Below are 17012 nucleotides of genomic sequence, written 5' to 3' on the forward strand. Positions count from 1 at the left end.
GGAGGTGGGTCGATGACGGCGGCACTCAAGGACGCCACGGCGATCGTCGGGATAGGGCAGACGGCGTTCGCGAAGCAACTCCCGGAACCCGAGAAGACGTTGGCGTGCCGGGCGATCCTCGCGGCGCTCGACGACGCCGGTATCGCTCCGTCGGAGGTCGACGCGTTCGCCTCGTACACGATGGAGGAGACCGACGAGGTCGAGGTCGCCAAGGCGATCGGCGCGGGCGATGTCACGTACTTCAGCAAGGTCGGCTACGGCGGCGGCGGTTCGTGCGCGACGGTCGCTCATCTCGTGGGTGCCGTCGCGACCGGGCAGGCGAACGTCGGTGTGGCCTGGCGCTCCCGCAAGCGCGGCAGCGGCCCGCGCCCGTGGAAGAACACGGCGGTCCAGCTCCCCACCCCGGCCCAGTGGACCCGCCCGTTCGGCCTGCTCCGCCCGGCCGACGAGATAGCGATGCTCACCCGCCGCTACCTCCACGAGTACGGCGCGACCCGCGACCATCTCTTCAACGTCGCCCTCGCCTGCCGCAACCGGGCCAACCAGAACCCGGACGCGATCATGTACGAACGGCCGCTGACCCGCGAGATGTACATGACCGCCCGCTGGATCAGCGAGCCGCTGTGCCTGTTCGACAACTGCCTGGAGACGGACGGCGCGCTGGCCTGTGTCGTGGTGTCGGCGGAGCGCGCGCGGGACTGCCGCCGCGCGCCCGTGTACGTCCACTCGGTCGCCCAGGGACTGCCGTCCCAGCACCACGGCATGGTCAACTACTGGAACGACGACCCGCTGTCCGGCCCGGCGTGGGCGGCGGCGCGCCAGCTCTGGAAGCGGGCGGACTTCGGCCCTGACGACGTGGACGTGGCGCAGATCTACGACGCCTTCACCCCGCTGATCCCCCTCTCCCTGGAGGGCTACGGCTTCTGCGGCCGGGGCGAGGGCGGGGCCTTCACGGAGGGCGGGGCGCTGGAGATCGGCGGCCGGCTGCCGCTGAACACCGGGGGCGGCGGGCTCAGCGAGGCGTATGTGCACGGGTTCAACCTCATCAACGAAGGGGTGAAGCAGTTGCGCGGGACGAGCACGGCGCAGGTGCCCGGCGCCGGGACCTGTCTGGTGACGGCGGGCGAAGGCGTGCCCACATCGGCTCTGCTGCTGAGGAGTTGAGATCCATGACGACACCGGCACCTGGATCTCGATCTGGATACGAGGGTCTGCTGACCCCGGTCATCGACGAGGACGGCGCGCCCTTCTGGTCGTACGCGGCCGAGGGCGAGCTGCGCGTCCAAGCGTGCGACGGCTGCGGGGAGTTGCGCTTCCCGCCGCGCCCCTGCTGCCCGCACTGCCAGTCCTTCGCCTCCTCGTGGCGCCGGATGAGCGGCCGGGGCCGGGTCTGGTCGTACGTCGTCCCGCACCCCCCGCTCCTCCCGGCGTACGCGGCCGTGGCCCCGTACAACGCGATCGTGGTCGAACTCTCCGACGCCCCGCGTATCCGCCTGGTCGGCAATCTGGTGACCGGCCCGGACGCGCCGCTGAACTCGCTGCCGCCGGAGCGGCTGCGGATCGGTGCGAAGGTGCAGGTCGTGTTCGCCGACGTGGACGGGATCGCGGTGCCGCGCTGGGTTCTGGAGCGGCCGTGACAGTCACGGTGGAGGCCGACCGCGATGCCGGGGTCGCGGTGGTCGTGCTGGACGACCCGGCCAAGCACAACGCGCTGGACCTGGCGACCGTGGTGGAACTCATCGCGGTGTGGCGGGACCTCCGCTTCGACGACACCATCCGCGCGGTGGTCCTGACCGGCGCCGGAACGCGCGCCTTCTGCACGGGGATCGACCGCAACGCGGAGGTCCCGCAGCCGGCGTCCCCGTACGCCGTGGACGACCCCCTCGCGGCCATGGGCCCCAAGTCCAACGACCTCTGGAAACCGGTGATCGCGGCGGTCAACGGCATGGCCTGCGGCGGCGCCTTCTATCTGCTCGGCGAGTCCGAGTTCATCGTCGCGGACGAGGACGCGACCTTCTTCGACCCGCACACGACATACGGGATGGTCAGCGCGTACGAGACGATGTATCTGGCCCAGCGGATGCCGTACGGCGAGGTCGCGCGGATGGCGCTGATGGGCACGGCGGAACGCGTCTCCGCCCGGCGGGCCTACGAGACCGGCCTCGTCTCGGAGTTGGCGCCCCCCGGTGAGGCGGTCCCGGCGGCGGTGGCCTGCGCCCGCACCCTGGCGTCGTACCCGCCGACCGCCGTGGAGGGCACGGTCCGCGCCCTGTGGACCACCCGTCAGGCCCTGCTCGCCCAGACACTCCCCCAGGCCCCGCACCTGGTCAGCCTGGGCAACCTCGCCCCGGACGCCCAGCAGGGTCTCTTCACCGGCAGACGGCCGCCGGACGCCCACCGGCTGCGGTGATTTCCGGGCTGATTGCTGCGCTGCTTCCTGCTGTGGCGGGTGCTGGGGGCCCGGCGTAGCGTCGGGAGGCGGGGAGGTGGTTCGTGGGTGGTGGTTCGGGGGTGGTGAAGGAGGGTGCGCGATGGTGCGCAATGTCATCGGGTCGGTCCTCGCGCTCATCGGTGCGGCGGCAGCCGTCTGGAGCCCCTTCCTCGCCTGGTACGACGGCCGTCTCGGCCGGACCTACCGGGTCCCCGAACTCTTCACGGCGAACGGCGTCACCGGTGCGCGCGCCGAACTCTTCACCTCGCTGTTCCTGCCCTTCGCCGCCGCCGCGCTGATCACCCTCATCGGGATCGCGCTGCGCTCCCGGCTCGTCGTCGCGCTCGCGGGCGTGATCGTCCTCGGGTTCACCGTGCTGTGGATGGTCCGCGTCGGACAGGCCGCCGGGAGTCTGGTGGTGGCGGGCGACGGGACCGGCCTCGGGCTCGGTGTCGCCGCAGCCTTCGGCGGAGGTGCGCTGCTCCTGATCGCGTCCGGCGTGATGAGCGGGCGGGCACGGCGCGAGAGGTGGGCCCGTACGGACGACTACCAGGGGCCCGGGGATGCGACCCTGCCCACGCTGGACGGGCCACCGACCACCGGATGGGACCGGCCTCCGGATCACCGGTACGGCGGGCCTCCGGATGGCGGGTACGGCGGGCCTCCGGACCACCGGTACGGCGGGCCTCCGGATCACCGGTAGCGGAACGTGGCGGAACCGGTCGCGGGGGTCAGCTCACCGCTGTCCCGGTGCCTTCCCTGGCGTCCAGCGCGTACACGCACCGGTCCCTGCTGCACGCGTACACCACTCCGGCCCGCACCACCGGCGCTCCGGTGATCTCGCCGCCGGTGGCGAGCTTCCAGCGCAGCCGGCCGTCGTCGGCCTTGAGGGTGTACAGCAGGTGGTCCGTGGAGCCGAAGTGGATACGGCCCTCGGCGACGACGGGCGCCCCGACCACGTCACCGCCCGCCTGGAACCGCCACTTCGGGGTGCCGGTGACCGCGTCGAGCGTGTAGAGGCCCTTGCCGCTGCCGACGTGGACATGGCCCTGCGCGACCAGGACCGGTTCCACGGACGAGCGCGCCTCGGTGGCGATGCGCCAGCGGTCGCGGCCGTCGGTGGCGTCGAGGGCGTAGACCGTACCGAGGTAGTCGGCGAGGTAGACCCCGCCCCCGGTGACGGCGGGGCCCGGCGCGTAGGCGGGCGGGGAGAGGAAGACGGCGGGCGCCTCGAAGTGCCAGCGGACATGCCCGCTCGCCACGTCCAGGGCGAGCACCCGGGTCCCCGCCGACACATACACATGCCCGTCGGGCGCCTGCGTGAGCCGGACCGGGACGCCGCCGCAGGAGGCCGCGTCGCCGATGGGGTACGACCAGCGCTCCTCGCCGGTACGGGCTTCGATGGCGCGCAGCCGGGCGTCCTGCCAGACGTAGACGGTGCCGTCGTGGACGGCGGGTCCTGCCTCGGGGGTCTCGAAGTCGGCCTGTGCGCCGGTCAGCTCCCACAGCTTCCGGCCGCCGGCCGCGTCCCAGGCCTGGACACCGCCGCCACGGGTGCCGGTGACGAGGGTGCCCCGGTCGGCCTTGAGCGAGTAGATCCAGCCGTCGGTGGGCAGCCGCCACAGATCGGTGCCCTCGCGGGCGTCGAGCGCGAACAGGGTCGGCCCGTCGGACGCGTGGATACGGCCGTCCGCGACCGCCATCGACCAGGCGACGTCCCGCGTCTTGAAACGGCGCCGCCCGGTGCCGACGTCCAGGGCGTGCACCTCGAAGGACGTGACGTACACGAGGTCGCCGTCGACCGCGGGTGTGCCCCACACGTCGTTCGACATCCGGAACCGCCAGGGCCGCCAGGAGGGGGGCGCGCCGCTGTCGGGCGGGGCGGGCGGGACGGCGGGCGCGGCGGGGCCTGGGACGACGGGCCCTGTGGCGAGGGGCCCTGGTACGACGGGGTCGGCGCCGTTGGCTCCGGCGCGGGAGCGCGACCAGGTGCCGGCGAGTCCTGCGACGGCGGGCTCGGCCCGTACGGCGGCTGCGCGCGCGTCCGAAACCCGGGGGCCGGGGCCGATGGGCACCTGGCCGCCCGCGAGGCGGACCGGGCCCGAGTCGGGCGCTCCGTGGCGACCGCGACCGCCTCCGGGACTACCTCCGGGACCGGCGCCGCCGCCGCCGTGGCTGGCGACGGGGACGGGCGGGGCGTGGGGTGGGGGCGGGGGGACCAAGGGGCCGCCGCTGTGAGCGGGGCCGTGACCTCCGCCGGGGCCGTGGCCGTGTGCGGAGCCGCCCCGGCCGCCGCCTCCGCTGCGTCCGCCCCTGCTGTGCCCCGCCGCCGGTTTCACGGGCGGGCGTCCGCCCCGGCGCGACTCGATGAGCGCGGTGGCCCGCTCGGGCAGCCATGCCGACGCCGTACCGCTGTCGTCGGATCCTGAGGCGAACAGGTGCGGGGCGAGTTGCGCCTGGAGGTCGGCCGGGCTGGGGCGCGCGGCGGCCTCCATCTGCATGCAGGACTCGATGAGGGGCCGCAGCTCGTGGGGCAGGCCCTCCAGGTCGGGGCCCTCGCGCAGCAGCATGAAGACGGTCTCGACCGGGTTGGCGCCGTGGAAGGGGGCGTGCCCGGTGGCGGCGAACACGAGCGTGGAGCCGAGCGAGAACACATCGCTGGCGCCGGTGACGCTACGGGAGTCCTTGGCCTGCTCGGGCGACATGTACGCGGGCGTCCCGACGGCGACATTGGTCATCGTCAACCGGGTGTTGGACACACCGCTGGCGATACCGAAGTCGATGACGCGCGGGCCGTCCTCGACCACCAGGACGTTGGACGGCTTCATGTCCCGGTGCACGAGTCCTGCGCCGTGGATGGACTGAAGCGCCTCGGCGATACCGGCGCCGAGCCAGCGGACGGCCTGGGCGGGCAGCGGCCCGCACTCGTTGACCATCTCTTCGAGCGAGGGCGCGGGGACGTACGCGGTGGCCAGCCACGGCACGGCGGCCCGGGGATCGGCGTCCACGACGGCGGCCGTGTAGAAGCCGGACACCGCCCGCGCGGCCTCCACTTCGCGGGTGAAGCGGACGCGGAAGAGCTGGTCCTCGGCGAGTTCGGTCCTGACCGTCTTGATCGCCACGCGCCGCCCGGACGCCGAGCGCGCGAGATACACGAGCCCCATGCCGCCGGCGCCGAGTCGGCCCAGGACCTCGAACGGCCCGATCCGCCTCGGATCATGCTGATTCAGCTGATCCACCACTTGCCTGCCACCTCCCCGTACGGCCGCGTCCACGAAAACGGCCCCATGCAGCGTCTCACCACCGAACCGCCACGGCGGCACGCACCCCGATTCTTCCTGTCCGGGCCATCGGTGGCGAACCCGGGGCGGAATCGGGGTGTCTCGTCCGAATACGGACGTCCGCGCCCCTGAATCCGGACGCCCGTCGTCGATTCCGCGGCACCGTGGAGCCGGATCAGTTCTGGAGTTCAGTCCTGGAGTTCAATCCTGGGGTTCAGTCCTGGAGTACGGCGAAGGTCGCGCCCTGGTTGTCCGAGAAGACAGCGATACGGCCGTGCGGTGTAGTGCGCGGTGGCTGCTGGATCCGGCCGCCGAGCCGGGTGACCGATGCGGCGGTGGCGTCGCAGTCGGCGACGGTGAAGTAGGTGAGGAAGTGCGGCGGCATCGCGGCCGGGAAGCTCTCACCCATGACCACGCGCCCGCCGATCGCGGACTCCAGACCGGCCGTCGCCCCCGCGGGCGACCAGACCCGGACGTCGCCACCACCGGCCCGGGACAGCTCCGCTTCCGACAGGTCCTCGTCCGGCAGATCGGTGCCCGCGTACCCGAAGACGCCCTCGTAGAACGGGTCGACGGCGGCCTTGTCCCGTGTGTACAGCTCCGTCCAGCAGTACGCGCCGGGCCGCCGCTGCGCCTCGAAACCCGTGTGCGTCCCGCCCTGCCAGAGCCCGAAGACCGCGCCCCCGGGGTCGGCGGCGAGCGCGATCGTCCCGAACGGCCCCACGGGCAACGGCTCCCTCACGAGCTGCCCGCCCGCGTCCCTGATCTTCTCGGCGAGCGCCACGGCGTCCGGGGTCGCGAGGTAGACGGTCCATACGGTGGGCATCCGGCCGTCGGACTTGGGCGCGAGCGCGGCGACGTTCGCGCCGTCGCTGTACGCCTGTGTGTAGTACCCGTACTCGGCGCCGGCGCCCTCGTCGAAGGTCCAGTCGAGGACATCCCCGTAGAAACGCTTGCCCGCCTCGACATCGGGGAGCATCGCGTCGACCCAGCACGGAACACCCTCTGCGAATGCGGCCATGGGCTCGGTCCTTCCCGTACGGTGTCCGACGCGGTGGCTCACCGTGTCCGTCGCGCCCAAGTTAACGGCCTTTGACCGGCTGCGCAGCCCGATAATTCGAACACTTGCTCAATTTTAAAGGCATGGTCGCGCCCGTTGTCCACAGCCTGTTGACAGAGCACGCGCCCTCCGGCCGGTCCCCGCCGCATGGGGGCCCAACCCCATTTGCAGTCGGCCGAATAGCGCTCCGATCACCCCTCGGTAAGCTGACGGCATGACAGGACAGGTACGTACCGTCGACGGCCGCGTGGCAGGACGGCGCGGTCAGGCGACGCGTCAGAAGCTGCTCGACTGCCTCGGCGAGATGCTCAGCTCCTCGCCTTACCGGGACGTCAAAGTCATTGATGTGGCCCGGAAGGCAGGCACCTCACCGGCGACCTTCTACCAGTACTTCCCGGACGTCGAAGGCGCCGTCCTGGAGATCGCCGAGCAAATGGCCGCGGAGGGCGCCGGGTTGACCGCGCTGCTCGAAGGCCGCTCCTGGGTCGGCAAAGCCGGCTGGCAGACGGCGCAGGAACTTGTTGACGGATTCCTCGACTTCTGGCGCCGTCACGACGCGATTCTGCGGGTCGTGGATCTGGGGGCCGCCGAGGGCGACAAGCGGTTCTACAAGATCCGTATGAAGATCCTGAACTCCGTGAACAACTCCCTTACGGACACGGTCAAGGAGCTTCAGGCCAAGGGGAAGGTCGACGCGGAGGTGTCTCCCGCCGCGATGGCCGGGTCGCTCGTCGCGATGCTCGCCGCTGTGGCTTCGCATCAGAAGGGGTTTCAGAGCTGGGGTGTGAAGCAGGCCGAACTCAAGCCCAATTTGGCCTTGTTGGTACATCTTGGGGTGACCGGGAAGAAGCCCACCCGATAGGTGGCTTCATGGGGCTCCGCCCCAAACCCCGGGTTTTCCCCTTTGCTGTCCTGTTGCATGGGGTTGTGCCCACCCGTTCCGCCGTGCGGAACGCCTGCCCACAACGGGTCAGGACGGCTCTCGGGTCACGGGTGCTTCCTACTTACGCGGAACAGTCGGATCTGGCGGTCTATGCGGGACTGGTAAGTCGCGTACGGAGGCCAGAATTTCAGGGCTGCTTGCCAGGCTTCCTCGCGCTCCTCACCCCCCAACAGGTGGGCTGTGACGGGGATGTCCTCGTTCTTCCAGTTGATTTCCGCGTCGGGGTGGGCCAGGAGGTTGGCGGTCCAGGCGGGGTGGCCGGGTCGGCCGAAGTTGGAGCCGATCAGGAGCCAGGTGCCGGACGGCTCCGGCATGCAGGCGAGCGGTGTGCGGCGGGGCAGCCCGGACTTCGCGCCGCGAACCGTGAGGATCACGCCCGGCAGCATCTGGGCGCTGAGCAGCACCTTTCCCCGGGTGATCCGGTGCACCACACGGTCCATCGCGGGGATCACATGCGGGGCGACCTTCGCGAACGCACGCGTCGACGAGACCTTTTGCACCAGGCGAATTCCGGGCGGCATCAGGCGACCTCCGTAGCGGTGACCGGCGTAGTCGGCATGGTGTGCGGGAACAGGCCCGAGCGCTCCGCCGCACGGGCGCGCAGGCGGTGGACCGGGCCGAAGAGCAGGTCGTCGGCGGACGCCCGCTTGAAGTAGAGGTGCGCGTCGTGTTCCCAGGTGAAGCCGATACCGCCGTGCAGTTGGATGCCCTCCGACGCGGCGGTACGCAGCGCCTCCAGCGCCTGGGCGAGGGCGAGTCCGCCGACGGGTTCACCCCCGGTCTCCGTCTCCGTCCCCGTACCCGCCACCGCCCAGGCCGCGTAGTACGCCGCCGAACGGGCCGCCTGCACCTGCACATACACATCCGCCAGCCGGTGTTTGACGGCCTGGAAGGAGCCGATGGCGCGGCCGAACTGTTCGCGCTGCCCGGCGTGGTCGAGGGTGCGTTCCAGGGCGCGGTCCGCGGCGCCGACCGCTTCGGCGGCGAGCACGGCCGCGGCCCGCTCCCCCACCGCCGCCAGCGCGCCCGGAATGTCGGCGGCGGTGTCGGCGCCGAGCAATTCCGCACGCACGTCGCGTAGTTCGACACGGGCCTGGGGGCGGGTCTCGTCCAGAGCGGTGCGGCGGGTCCGTACGAGACCTTCGGCGTCCGCCCGTACCAGGAAGAGGAGCGTCCGGGAGCGGGCGAAGCCGCCGGTGTGGGCGGCGACCAGGAGGAGACCGGCACTGTGGCCGTCGAGCACCTGGTCGGCCTGCCCGTAGAGCCGCCAGCCCCCCTCCCCGCGGGTGGCCTGGACGCCTCCGGCGCGTCCGCCGCCCGCCCAGTCGCCGCGGTTGTCGCCGGTGAGGCCGAGCGCGGTGGCGAGCCCCGTGCCGGGGACGGCGAGCGTGGCGGTCAGTTCGCCGCGGGCGAGCGGCGGGAGGAGCGCGGCGCGCTGGGGATCGGTGCCGAGGGCGAGGATCAGCGGCGCGGCGAGCGCGGCGGTCGCGAACAGCGGCGACGGCAGGAGAGCCCGGCCCGACTCCTCGCAGGCCAGGGCGAGTTCGGTGACCGTACAGCCGACACCTCCGTACGCCCCCGGCAGCGCCAGGCCCGGCAGCCCGAGTTGTCCGGAGAGCGTCGCCCACAGCGCGGTGTCGTATCCGGCGGGGGTGCGGACGGCGGCTCTGACCTCGTCGGGGCCGCTGCGTTTGGCGACGAACTCCCGCAGGGTGCGGCGGATCTCGTCCTGTTCGGCGGTGAAGGTGGCGTCCATGGGCTCCCCTTCCGGCGACCGACCGGCCTTGACCGACCGGTCTCCGTTGATCTGACGGCGCGTCATATTAGGGCGTGGGGCCGGAGATGCACAGAGCCGGGACGCCGGGGACCGTATCTGATGCGGACAGCGAATCTGATGTACCGTCAGATTCATGGATTCAGGGCATCGCAGGGTGGCTGTGGCGGGGGTCGCGCTCTCGGACTGCGGGCGGGTGGACGGTGCGACGCCGTACGCGCTGCACGCGCAGGCGGCCCGGCGCGCGCTCGCGGACGCGGGCCTCGGGCGTGAGGTGGTGGACGGCATCGCGTCGGCCGGGCTGGGCACGCTGGCGCCCGTGGAGGTCGCGGAGTATCTGGGCCTCGCGCCCCGCTGGGTGGACTCGACGTCGGTGGGCGGCTCCACGTGGGAGGTGATGGCGGCGCACGCGGCGGACGCCATCGCGGCGGGCCACGCACGGGCGGTGCTCCTCGTCTACGGGTCGACGGCCCGCGCGGACATCAAGGCCGGACGCCGCACGTCGAACCTGTCCTTCGGCGCCCGGGGCCCCCTCCAGTTCGAGGTGCCGTACGGGCACACGCTGATCGCGAAGTACGCGATGGCCGCACGGCGCCATATGCACCAGTACGGCACCACCCTTGAGCAGTTGGCGGAGGTCGCGGTGCAGGCGCGGGCGAACGCGGCGCACAACCCCGACGCGATGTTCCGCACCCCGGTGACCGTGGACGAGGTCCTGTCAGGCCCGATGATCGCGGACCCCTTCACGAAATTGCACTGCTGCATACGGTCCGACGGGGGCGCCGCCGTCCTGCTGGTCGCCGAGGACCTGGTACCGGACTCGGCGAAGGCGCCCGTGTGGGTCCTCGGCACCGGGGAGCACGTGTCGCACACGACGATGTCCGAGTGGGACGACTTCACGGTCTCCCCGGCGGCGGTCAGCGGACGGCTCGCGTTCGAACGGGCGGGCGTCCGTCCCGACGAGATCGACGTGGCCGAGCTGTACGACGCCTTCACCTACATGACCCTGGTGACCCTGGAGGATCTCGGGTTCTGCGGGAAGGGCGAGGGCGGGGCGTTCGTGGAGAAGGGCCGGCTGCTGCGGGACGGCGGGCTGCCGACCAACACGGACGGCGGCGGCCTGTCCGCCCAGCACCCCGGGATGCGGGGGCTGTTCCTGCTGGTGGAGGCGGTGCGGCAGCTACGCGGCGAGGCGGGCGAGGGTCAGGTACGGAAGGCCGGTGGCCGCTTGCCGGAGCTGGCGGTGGCGTCCGGGACCGGAGGGTGGTTCTGTTCCTCCGGGACGGTGGTGCTGGGGCGCGGCTGACGAGGCCGGTGGCTTGGGGAACCTTCGACGCCGCGCGGGCGTCCCGTACCGCAGGACGATCGCGAGGTGACAGGAGGCGGGGCCGTGCGCAGTTACGCCGGGGTACTCATAGGCAATCTCATCTTCGTGACGCTCTGTTCGATCGTGGGGCCCGTCTTTATCTTCGTGGGCTACATGGCCTGGCGTGACGGCGCCGAGTGGAGCTTCGCGGGCACCCTGCTCGCTACCGGTCTGGTCTTCACGCTTCCCATCCCCTTCGTCGCACTCCGTGCGGCACGCTCCGACTTCCCCGGGATCACCCGCCGCGACCTCCTCACCGACGGCGCCGAGACCTACACACCCGACACCTTCGTCGTACTCGCCCCCAAATCCCCGGCGGCGACGGCCGGTGCGCGGGTGGCACGGGCCGACATCGTGAAGGCCGCCCTGTTCCACTACGAACCGGACAACGAGGCCACGTTCACCACCCACTACGGCGAGTACGCCCCGAACGAGTTCACGGCCGTGCTGCGGATGACCCTGCGCGTACGGGAGACCGACGGGGTGGAGGGGTTCGAGACGACGGGCAAGTGGCGGGTGCCCTCCCTGTGTCTGGCGGCGGTGACGGCGGGCCGTCTGGTGGTCCACGTCGACCCGGCCACTCCCGGGAAGGTCTCGGTCCGCTGGCCGCGCAGCCTCATGCTGTCGGGGGTGCGGCCCTTCAAGGTGACCGGCCTCGACGGCCGCCGCACGGAACTGACCGGTCAGCCGGACCTCATGTTCGAAGGGATGCGGGGGACCGGGCCCGCGGACGGTATCCCGATGACGGCGGACGGGATCGACCTGCGGCGCCTGGACGCGGACACGGCGGCACGGTACGGGGCGCTGGCTCAGCGGGCCGACGCCTCCCCCGAGGACCGGGCGCCGATCACCGAGCCGGGTGAGGAGGCCCGCTGGGTGGTGGACGAACTGCCGGGTGAGAAGGGTCGGTTCGGCCACTCCAGCCGACGGTGGGCCCGGCGGGGCGGGCGGCTGGCACGCGGCCGGTTCCTCGAACTGCGCGGTACGCACACCTTCCAGACGCACGGCCCGGCCCTGGACACGGTCCTGCGGGTCGAACCGGCGGACGGCAGCCCTCCCTTCCTCGCCCAGCGGCGCCTCACCCTCCCGATGAACTATCTGGCGGTCCTGCACCGCACCCACGAGGTCGTCCTCCACGTCAGCCCGAGGGGCCGTTCCTTCGCCGTCGACTGGTCCCGCACGAACCTCCTCGCAGGCGTCACCCCCGCCAAGGTCATCTCCCCGGACGGCGAGGAGCACGTCCTCACGCACCGCCCCGACCTGATCTGGCCCCTGATGAACCTCCTGGCCATGCACGCCGTCTCGGTCCCCGGCCCCACCCTGGACCTCCGCAGCCGCCGCGCCCTCCCCCTGGCGGACCAGGCCATGGAACTGATCCGGCGGACCGCCCCGGCGCACACGCCCCACCCCTGACCGCCCCCCCGGCGGAGGGTCACCTCATGGCGTCCACGCCGGCGACGAGCATCGCCAGCACCGATTCGAAGAGGGCGTCCGGCGGCTCGTACGCGGTCTCCGCCACGACGCGTCGCAGATGCGGGAGTTCTCCGGCCCCGGGGTCGGGTGGCACCCCGGTCCACGCGGCCGGATCCGCACCGGTCGCCGGCCGGTCGTGCCAGGCGTCCCACATCTCCGCGAACCCGGAGACCTGGAGCACGGTGATCGACCAGGCCCGGTAGGCGTCCTGCGGGGACAGGCCGAGGTCGAGGAAGAAGCCCACGAGGGTGTCGTCCGGCCGCAGCAGGTCGGTGGACGTGAACGGGGTCAGGTCCTCCGCCCGCGCGAGCGCCGTCATTCCCGGATGCGCGCGGTACCAGGCACGCAAGTCCCGGCAGTACGTGCGCAGGCTGTCCTGCCAGTGGTCCGCGTCTAGCCGGGGCTGCGGCCGGTCGCTCTGGCAGACGGCCACGATCTCGCGGAGCAGATCGCGCCGGTCGGCCACGTAGTTGTAGAGGGCGCGCGGCGATACGTCGAGCCGGGCGGCGACGGCACGCATCGTCATCTCCGCCGGGCCTGACTCACCCAGGATCTCCAGGGCCGCCCGCGCGATCCTCTCCCTGGTCAGGGTGGGCCGGCCCTTACGGAACTCCGGCCGCCGCCGACTTCCGGTGCCGTCTGCTGTTGCCACGGCAGCATGGTAGCGAGCCTTGAACTTCACACTCTGTTGACTTTAGAAGGAGCAGAGGCTTAGGTAAGCCTTACCAAGATGCGACATGACTTCGGGAGGTCGGCATGCAGTGGTCGGCGGTCGTCGGGTACGGCCTGGGCTACGGGTTGGCGCTGAGCGTGCTCTTCACCGCTGCGGTGTTCGCCGGAGCCGCCCTCAGCAGGGACTTCCTCCTGAACGACTATCCGCCCGCGATCCAGCGCCGCTACGGCAGACCCAAGAGCGCCCGTGGTCGCCGGGTGGCCACGCTCTTCGGTGTGTTCGTCTGGGCCGTCTGCGCCCTCCCCCTGATGGTCGCGGCGATGATCGGCCTTCACGACGCACTGGACGACGGCCTGGAGTTCCTGCCTGCGGCGGTCTGCGCCGCCCTCGTCTTCGCCACGCTGACCGTCTGGGACCTGGTCGTCCTCGACTGGATCATCTTCGCCGGGCTACGGCCCCGACTGCTGGCCCTGCCCGGCACGGAGGGCATGCCCGAGTACCGGGATCTGCGCTTCCACCTCGGCGCCGCCGTCAAGGGCAGCCCACTGATCGTCGTCGTGGGCCTCCTCGCCGGAGGCATCGCCACCCTGATCGCCTGAGCAGCCTCGCGACTTACCGGTACGGCCTGATGGCCACCGTGGCGTCGAGGTCTATCGCGTTCGATCCCTTCGGGGACGGGAGGGCCAGGGCGCGGTCGAATATGCGACCGAGCCGGCCGCAGTGAGTGGTGGCCGGGGCGGTGAAGTCCTTGTCCTCCGCGCCGAAGGTGACCACCAGGGGGTCCGTCGATATGACCCGTGCGGGGTCGGTGTCCCTGAGTATCAGGTGGATCGGAGTCTTGACGCTTCCCACTGAGCAGCCCGGCGGCGGGGACGGCAGTGGGCGGATCGCGCCGAGAGTGAAGGTGAGGTCGAGTTCGCCGCGGCGGGAGTCGTTGGAGAGGAAGTCGGAGTAGCCCCCATATAGGGGAGTCACGGTCAGCGGGGTGCGGCCCAGCCGGATCGGTGCGGCGGTCATCCTGCCGAAGACCTGGCGGAACTCTCCGCCGACCCGGCCCTCGGCGAAGGTGATGGTCAGGGGCTTGGTGAGCGGTTCGTCCACGGCGCCGAGGCGCAGATGCCCGGTGGCGACCATCACCTCGCAGCGCCAGGTCCCCGGGTCGGCGCCGGCGGGCAGCTCGGCGGCGGTCGGGCAGGCCGAGAAGTCGAACTCGGGCAGCCGTAACGCCTGTTCGGCGCCCTGTGCCGGAGTGGCTGCCAGGGCGAGTCCGGCGAGCAGCGCTCCGCCGATGGCACTTGCCACGCGGTGCACCGCACGAGGGAGAGAGAGCAGTCGGTTCGTCGTCATGCACACCAGCATGGCAGAACTTTCTCTGCATGGAAAGGTCTGCAGACAAAATTCTGCAGCAAAAAATCTGCAGAGAAAATCATGCATGGAATCCTCTGCAGTGTGGGTAAGCTGGTGGCATGACAGATGAGCGAAGGACCGTCGACAGCCCTGAGCTGCTGAAAGCGCTCGCGCACCCCCTGCGCCTGCGTATTCTGCGGCACCTCGGCACCACGGGCCCGGCGACCTCGACCACGCTCGCCGAGGCGCTGGGCGAGAACACCGGGACGCTCAGCTATCACCTCCGCATGCTGGAGCGGGGCGGGCTCATCGAGGACATCCCGGAGCGTTCAGGGGGGCGTGAGCGCTGGTGGCGGGGGGTTCGTGGCCTGGACATCCGCAGACCACCGCAGGACGAACTCACGGAGACGGAGCGCGTCGTGGCCGCCGAGTTGGACCGGCTCCGTATGGAGGAGGACATACAACTCGCCCAGAGGTTCGCCGCCGAGCAGGCGAACTCCGGGGGCTGGATGCGGGGTTCACGCAGCCTGAGCCATCTGACAAAGGAGGAGTTGGACGCGTTCCACGATGACTATCTGACGCTGCTCGCCCGTTACGCCCACAGTGCGGAGGACGCGTCGCCCGATGCCCGGCCCGTGCTGCTGCGGTGGTTCGGGGTTCCGGCCGACTGACTCTCTTGAAGCCTTGCGCTCGAAAAGTGTTCGCGGGATCGCCGGCTGTCCCACTGCAACGATCGCCATGAGCTGGGGGAATCCGGCCAGATGGGAAAACAGGGTCCGGAGGGGAGGGTGCGACTCGGGCGGTGCGGCGATCCGACGCGACCCGGCAGCGGCGGTGACCGTGCGGTGCCGGCCCCTGTCGAGGTGACCGGCGGGTTCACGGACGCGTGGGGTTCGATATAGTGAACGCATGGTTCGTTCAAACGACGCTCTTCGATGACGCCGCCGCCGTCCGGACGTCGGCCGGTGAGCAGTACCGCCGCTGCCGTCGGCGCGAAGATCCGGCTGCGACGCCAGCAGCGCGGTATGAGCGCCGCCGAGATGGCCCGGCGCGCCGGGCTGAGCAAGGCCACGTTGTCGCAACTCGAATCCGGCAACGGCAATCCGACCATCGACACCCTGGACGCCATTGCCATCGCGCTGCGCATCCCGATCGCCGACCTGCTCGCCCGTGACGCCGACACCGGGCCCGTTTTCCGGCCCGGCACGGACATCGAGCCCGGCGAGGTCTCCCGGGAGCTGCTGCGCCGGATCAGCAGCGGCAACAGTCTGGAGATCTGGCGGTTGCGCATCCCGCCCGAGACGGAGCTGGCCGGCGTCCCGCACGCCACCGGCACGATCGAGCATCTGCTCGTGGCGAGTGGATACGTCACCGCCGGGCCCGTCGAGGCCCCGCAGGATCTCGGCCCCGGCGACATGCTCGCCTTCGCCGGTGACGCCCCGCACTTCTACCGCACGGGCGCCGAGGAAGTGGACATCACCGTCGTCTTCGCCTCCCCGATCAGCACCTGAGACCCATCGGCACCTGAGACCAAGGAAGACCCCTCATGGTCCCCACCCTCGCCACCGCTCTCGCCACCACCCCCTCCAGCCGCGCCTTCATCAGCGACAACATGGCGGGCGCGTCCCCGGAGATAGCCCAGGCCGTCGCCGATGCCGCCACCGGACAGGTTCTGCCGTACGGCAACGACCCCTTCACCGACAGCGCCCGCCGGAGACTGAGCGACATCTTCGAGCGCGACGTCGACATCTTCCCGGTCACCACCGGCTCCGCCGCCAACGGCCTGAGCCTCGCCGCCCTCACCCCGCCCTGGGGCAGCGTCCTCTCCCACCCCGACAGCCACATCAACCACGACGAATGCGGCGCCCCGCAGTTCTTCACCAACGGCGCCAAACTCGTCGGCGTCCCGGGCCCCGACAGCAAGATGGACCCCGACGCGCTCCGTACGGCGGTGCGCCGCCGGGCCGGTGACGTGCACAGCGTGCAGCCTTCCGCCATCAGCATCAGCCAGGCCACCGAGAGCGGCAGCGTCCACACCCTGGAGGAGATCCGCCGCCTGGCCGCCATCGCCAAGGACGCGGGGCTGCGGGTTCATATGGACGGCGCCCGTTTCGCCAACGCCCTCGACCATCTCGGGGCCACCCCCGCCGAGATGACCTGGAAGGCCGGTATCGACGTTCTGTCGTTCGGCGCCACCAAGAACGGCGCGATGACCGCCGACGCCATCGTCTCCTTCGACCCGGCGCTCGCCCCCGAACTCGCCTTCCGCACCAAACGCGCAGGCCAACTCGCCGCCAAGATGCGGTTTCAGGCCGCGCAGATCGACGCGTACCTGACCGACGGCCTGTGGATGCGCAACGCCCGCCAGGCCAATGCGATGGCCATCCGGCTCGGGGACGGACTCAAGGCCATCCCCGGTATCGGCCTGCTGGCCACGCCGCAGGCCAACATCCTCTTCTGCCGGTTGCCCCAGCAGGTCACGGAAGGGTTGCTCGCCGAGGGGTACGCCTTCTACCACGACCGCTGGGAACCGGGAATCGTCCGCTTCGTCACGGCCTTCACGCACAACGAAGCTGACATCGACCAACTCCTGGACGCGGTACGGTGCGCTGCCGCGCTGGCTGACCGGTGATCGGGTGCCGTTAGAAGGGCGCCTCGCCCTTG

At 71.2% G+C, this 17012-nt stretch carries 17 protein-coding genes; 11 read left to right on the top strand and 6 right to left on the bottom strand.

Features of this window, described 5'->3' with window-relative positions; translation table 11 throughout:
• Positions 1–12 precede the first annotated feature (12 nt).
• The 4 genes from ACIQNU_RS21215 to ACIQNU_RS21230 all read left to right on the top strand — a co-directional run bounded on the left by ACIQNU_RS21215 (position 13) and on the right by ACIQNU_RS21230 (position 3134).
• Positions 13–1164, top strand: coding sequence for a lipid-transfer protein (locus ACIQNU_RS21215; protein ID WP_401368496.1), 1152 nt, complete (start codon positions 13–15; stop codon positions 1162–1164).
• Between the two features lie 47 nt (positions 1165–1211).
• Entirely contained in the window at positions 1212–1637 is a 426-nt protein-coding gene (locus tag ACIQNU_RS21220) for a Zn-ribbon domain-containing OB-fold protein (RefSeq protein ID WP_401368996.1), read from the top strand.
• Positions 1634–2410, top strand: coding sequence for an enoyl-CoA hydratase/isomerase family protein (locus tag ACIQNU_RS21225; protein WP_401368498.1), 777 nt, complete (start codon positions 1634–1636; stop codon positions 2408–2410). The genes ACIQNU_RS21220 and ACIQNU_RS21225 overlap by 4 nt, the downstream gene beginning before the upstream one ends.
• 121 nt (positions 2411–2531) lie before the next feature.
• Positions 2532–3134, top strand: a complete 603-nt coding sequence (locus ACIQNU_RS21230; RefSeq protein ID WP_401368501.1) for a hypothetical protein — start codon at positions 2532–2534, stop codon at positions 3132–3134.
• Between the two features lie 28 nt (positions 3135–3162).
• On the opposite strand, the gene ACIQNU_RS21235 is transcribed toward ACIQNU_RS21230, so the two are convergent.
• Together ACIQNU_RS21235 and ACIQNU_RS21240 are read right to left on the bottom strand one after the other, a co-directional pair.
• Complete coding sequence (locus ACIQNU_RS21235; protein ID WP_401368504.1) at positions 3163–5673, bottom strand: PQQ-binding-like beta-propeller repeat protein; 2511 nt, start codon at positions 5671–5673, stop codon at positions 3163–3165.
• Between the two features lie 253 nt (positions 5674–5926).
• On the bottom strand, positions 5927–6733 hold the full coding sequence (locus tag ACIQNU_RS21240) for a VOC family protein (protein ID WP_401368507.1): 807 nt from the start codon (positions 6731–6733) through the stop codon (positions 5927–5929).
• 253 nt (positions 6734–6986) lie between these two features.
• Between ACIQNU_RS21240 and ACIQNU_RS21245 the strand changes: the two genes are divergently transcribed.
• On the top strand, positions 6987–7634 hold the full coding sequence (locus tag ACIQNU_RS21245) for a TetR family transcriptional regulator (RefSeq protein WP_401368510.1): 648 nt from the start codon (positions 6987–6989) through the stop codon (positions 7632–7634).
• Between the two features lie 125 nt (positions 7635–7759).
• On the opposite strand, the gene ACIQNU_RS21250 is transcribed toward ACIQNU_RS21245, so the two are convergent.
• Together ACIQNU_RS21250 and ACIQNU_RS21255 are read right to left on the bottom strand one after the other, a co-directional pair.
• Positions 7760–8236 carry a nitroreductase family deazaflavin-dependent oxidoreductase gene (locus ACIQNU_RS21250; protein ID WP_401368512.1) on the bottom strand — a complete coding sequence of 159 codons (477 nt, stop codon included), beginning with the start codon at positions 8234–8236 and terminating at the stop codon, positions 7760–7762.
• Complete coding sequence (locus tag ACIQNU_RS21255; protein ID WP_401368515.1) at positions 8236–9471, bottom strand: acyl-CoA dehydrogenase family protein; 1236 nt, start codon at positions 9469–9471, stop codon at positions 8236–8238. Before ACIQNU_RS21255 ends, ACIQNU_RS21250 begins: the two co-directional genes overlap by 1 nt.
• A gap of 154 nt (positions 9472–9625) precedes the next feature.
• Between ACIQNU_RS21255 and ACIQNU_RS21260 the strand changes: the two genes are divergently transcribed.
• Together ACIQNU_RS21260 and ACIQNU_RS21265 are read left to right on the top strand one after the other, a co-directional pair.
• Positions 9626–10795, top strand: a complete 1170-nt coding sequence (locus ACIQNU_RS21260) for a thiolase C-terminal domain-containing protein (RefSeq protein ID WP_401368518.1) — start codon at positions 9626–9628, stop codon at positions 10793–10795.
• 84 nt (positions 10796–10879) lie between these two features.
• Positions 10880–12268: a hypothetical protein gene (locus ACIQNU_RS21265; protein ID WP_401368520.1), complete on the top strand. Its 1389-nt coding sequence runs from the start codon at positions 10880–10882 to the stop codon at positions 12266–12268.
• Positions 12269–12287: 19 nt separating this feature from the next.
• Here the strand turns inward: ACIQNU_RS21265 and ACIQNU_RS21270 are convergent, their stop codons facing one another.
• Complete coding sequence (locus ACIQNU_RS21270) at positions 12288–12980, bottom strand: TetR/AcrR family transcriptional regulator (RefSeq protein ID WP_401368523.1); 693 nt, start codon at positions 12978–12980, stop codon at positions 12288–12290.
• A 104-nt stretch (positions 12981–13084) separates the two neighbouring features.
• Between ACIQNU_RS21270 and ACIQNU_RS21275 the strand changes: the two genes are divergently transcribed.
• Positions 13085–13600 carry a hypothetical protein gene (locus ACIQNU_RS21275; protein ID WP_401368526.1) on the top strand — a complete coding sequence of 172 codons (516 nt, stop codon included), beginning with the start codon at positions 13085–13087 and terminating at the stop codon, positions 13598–13600.
• A gap of 13 nt (positions 13601–13613) precedes the next feature.
• Here the strand turns inward: ACIQNU_RS21275 and ACIQNU_RS21280 are convergent, their stop codons facing one another.
• On the bottom strand, positions 13614–14348 hold the full coding sequence (locus ACIQNU_RS21280; protein WP_401368529.1) for a hypothetical protein: 735 nt from the start codon (positions 14346–14348) through the stop codon (positions 13614–13616).
• Between the two features lie 119 nt (positions 14349–14467).
• On the opposite strand from ACIQNU_RS21280, the gene ACIQNU_RS21285 reads away from it, so the two are divergent.
• The 3 genes from ACIQNU_RS21285 (at position 14468) to ACIQNU_RS21295 (ending at position 16980) form a co-directional block, all read left to right on the top strand.
• Positions 14468–15019, top strand: a complete 552-nt coding sequence (locus ACIQNU_RS21285) for an ArsR/SmtB family transcription factor (RefSeq protein WP_401368531.1) — start codon at positions 14468–14470, stop codon at positions 15017–15019.
• Between the two features lie 294 nt (positions 15020–15313).
• Complete coding sequence (locus ACIQNU_RS21290; RefSeq protein WP_401368534.1) at positions 15314–15859, top strand: helix-turn-helix domain-containing protein; 546 nt, start codon at positions 15314–15316, stop codon at positions 15857–15859.
• Between the two features lie 35 nt (positions 15860–15894).
• Entirely contained in the window at positions 15895–16980 is a 1086-nt protein-coding gene (locus ACIQNU_RS21295; RefSeq protein WP_401368537.1) for a threonine aldolase family protein, read from the top strand.
• Positions 16981–17012 lie beyond the last annotated feature (32 nt).

Source organism: Streptomyces sp. NPDC091292 (assembly GCF_044757265.1).
Lineage (GTDB): Bacteria > Actinomycetota > Actinomycetes > Streptomycetales > Streptomycetaceae > Streptomyces.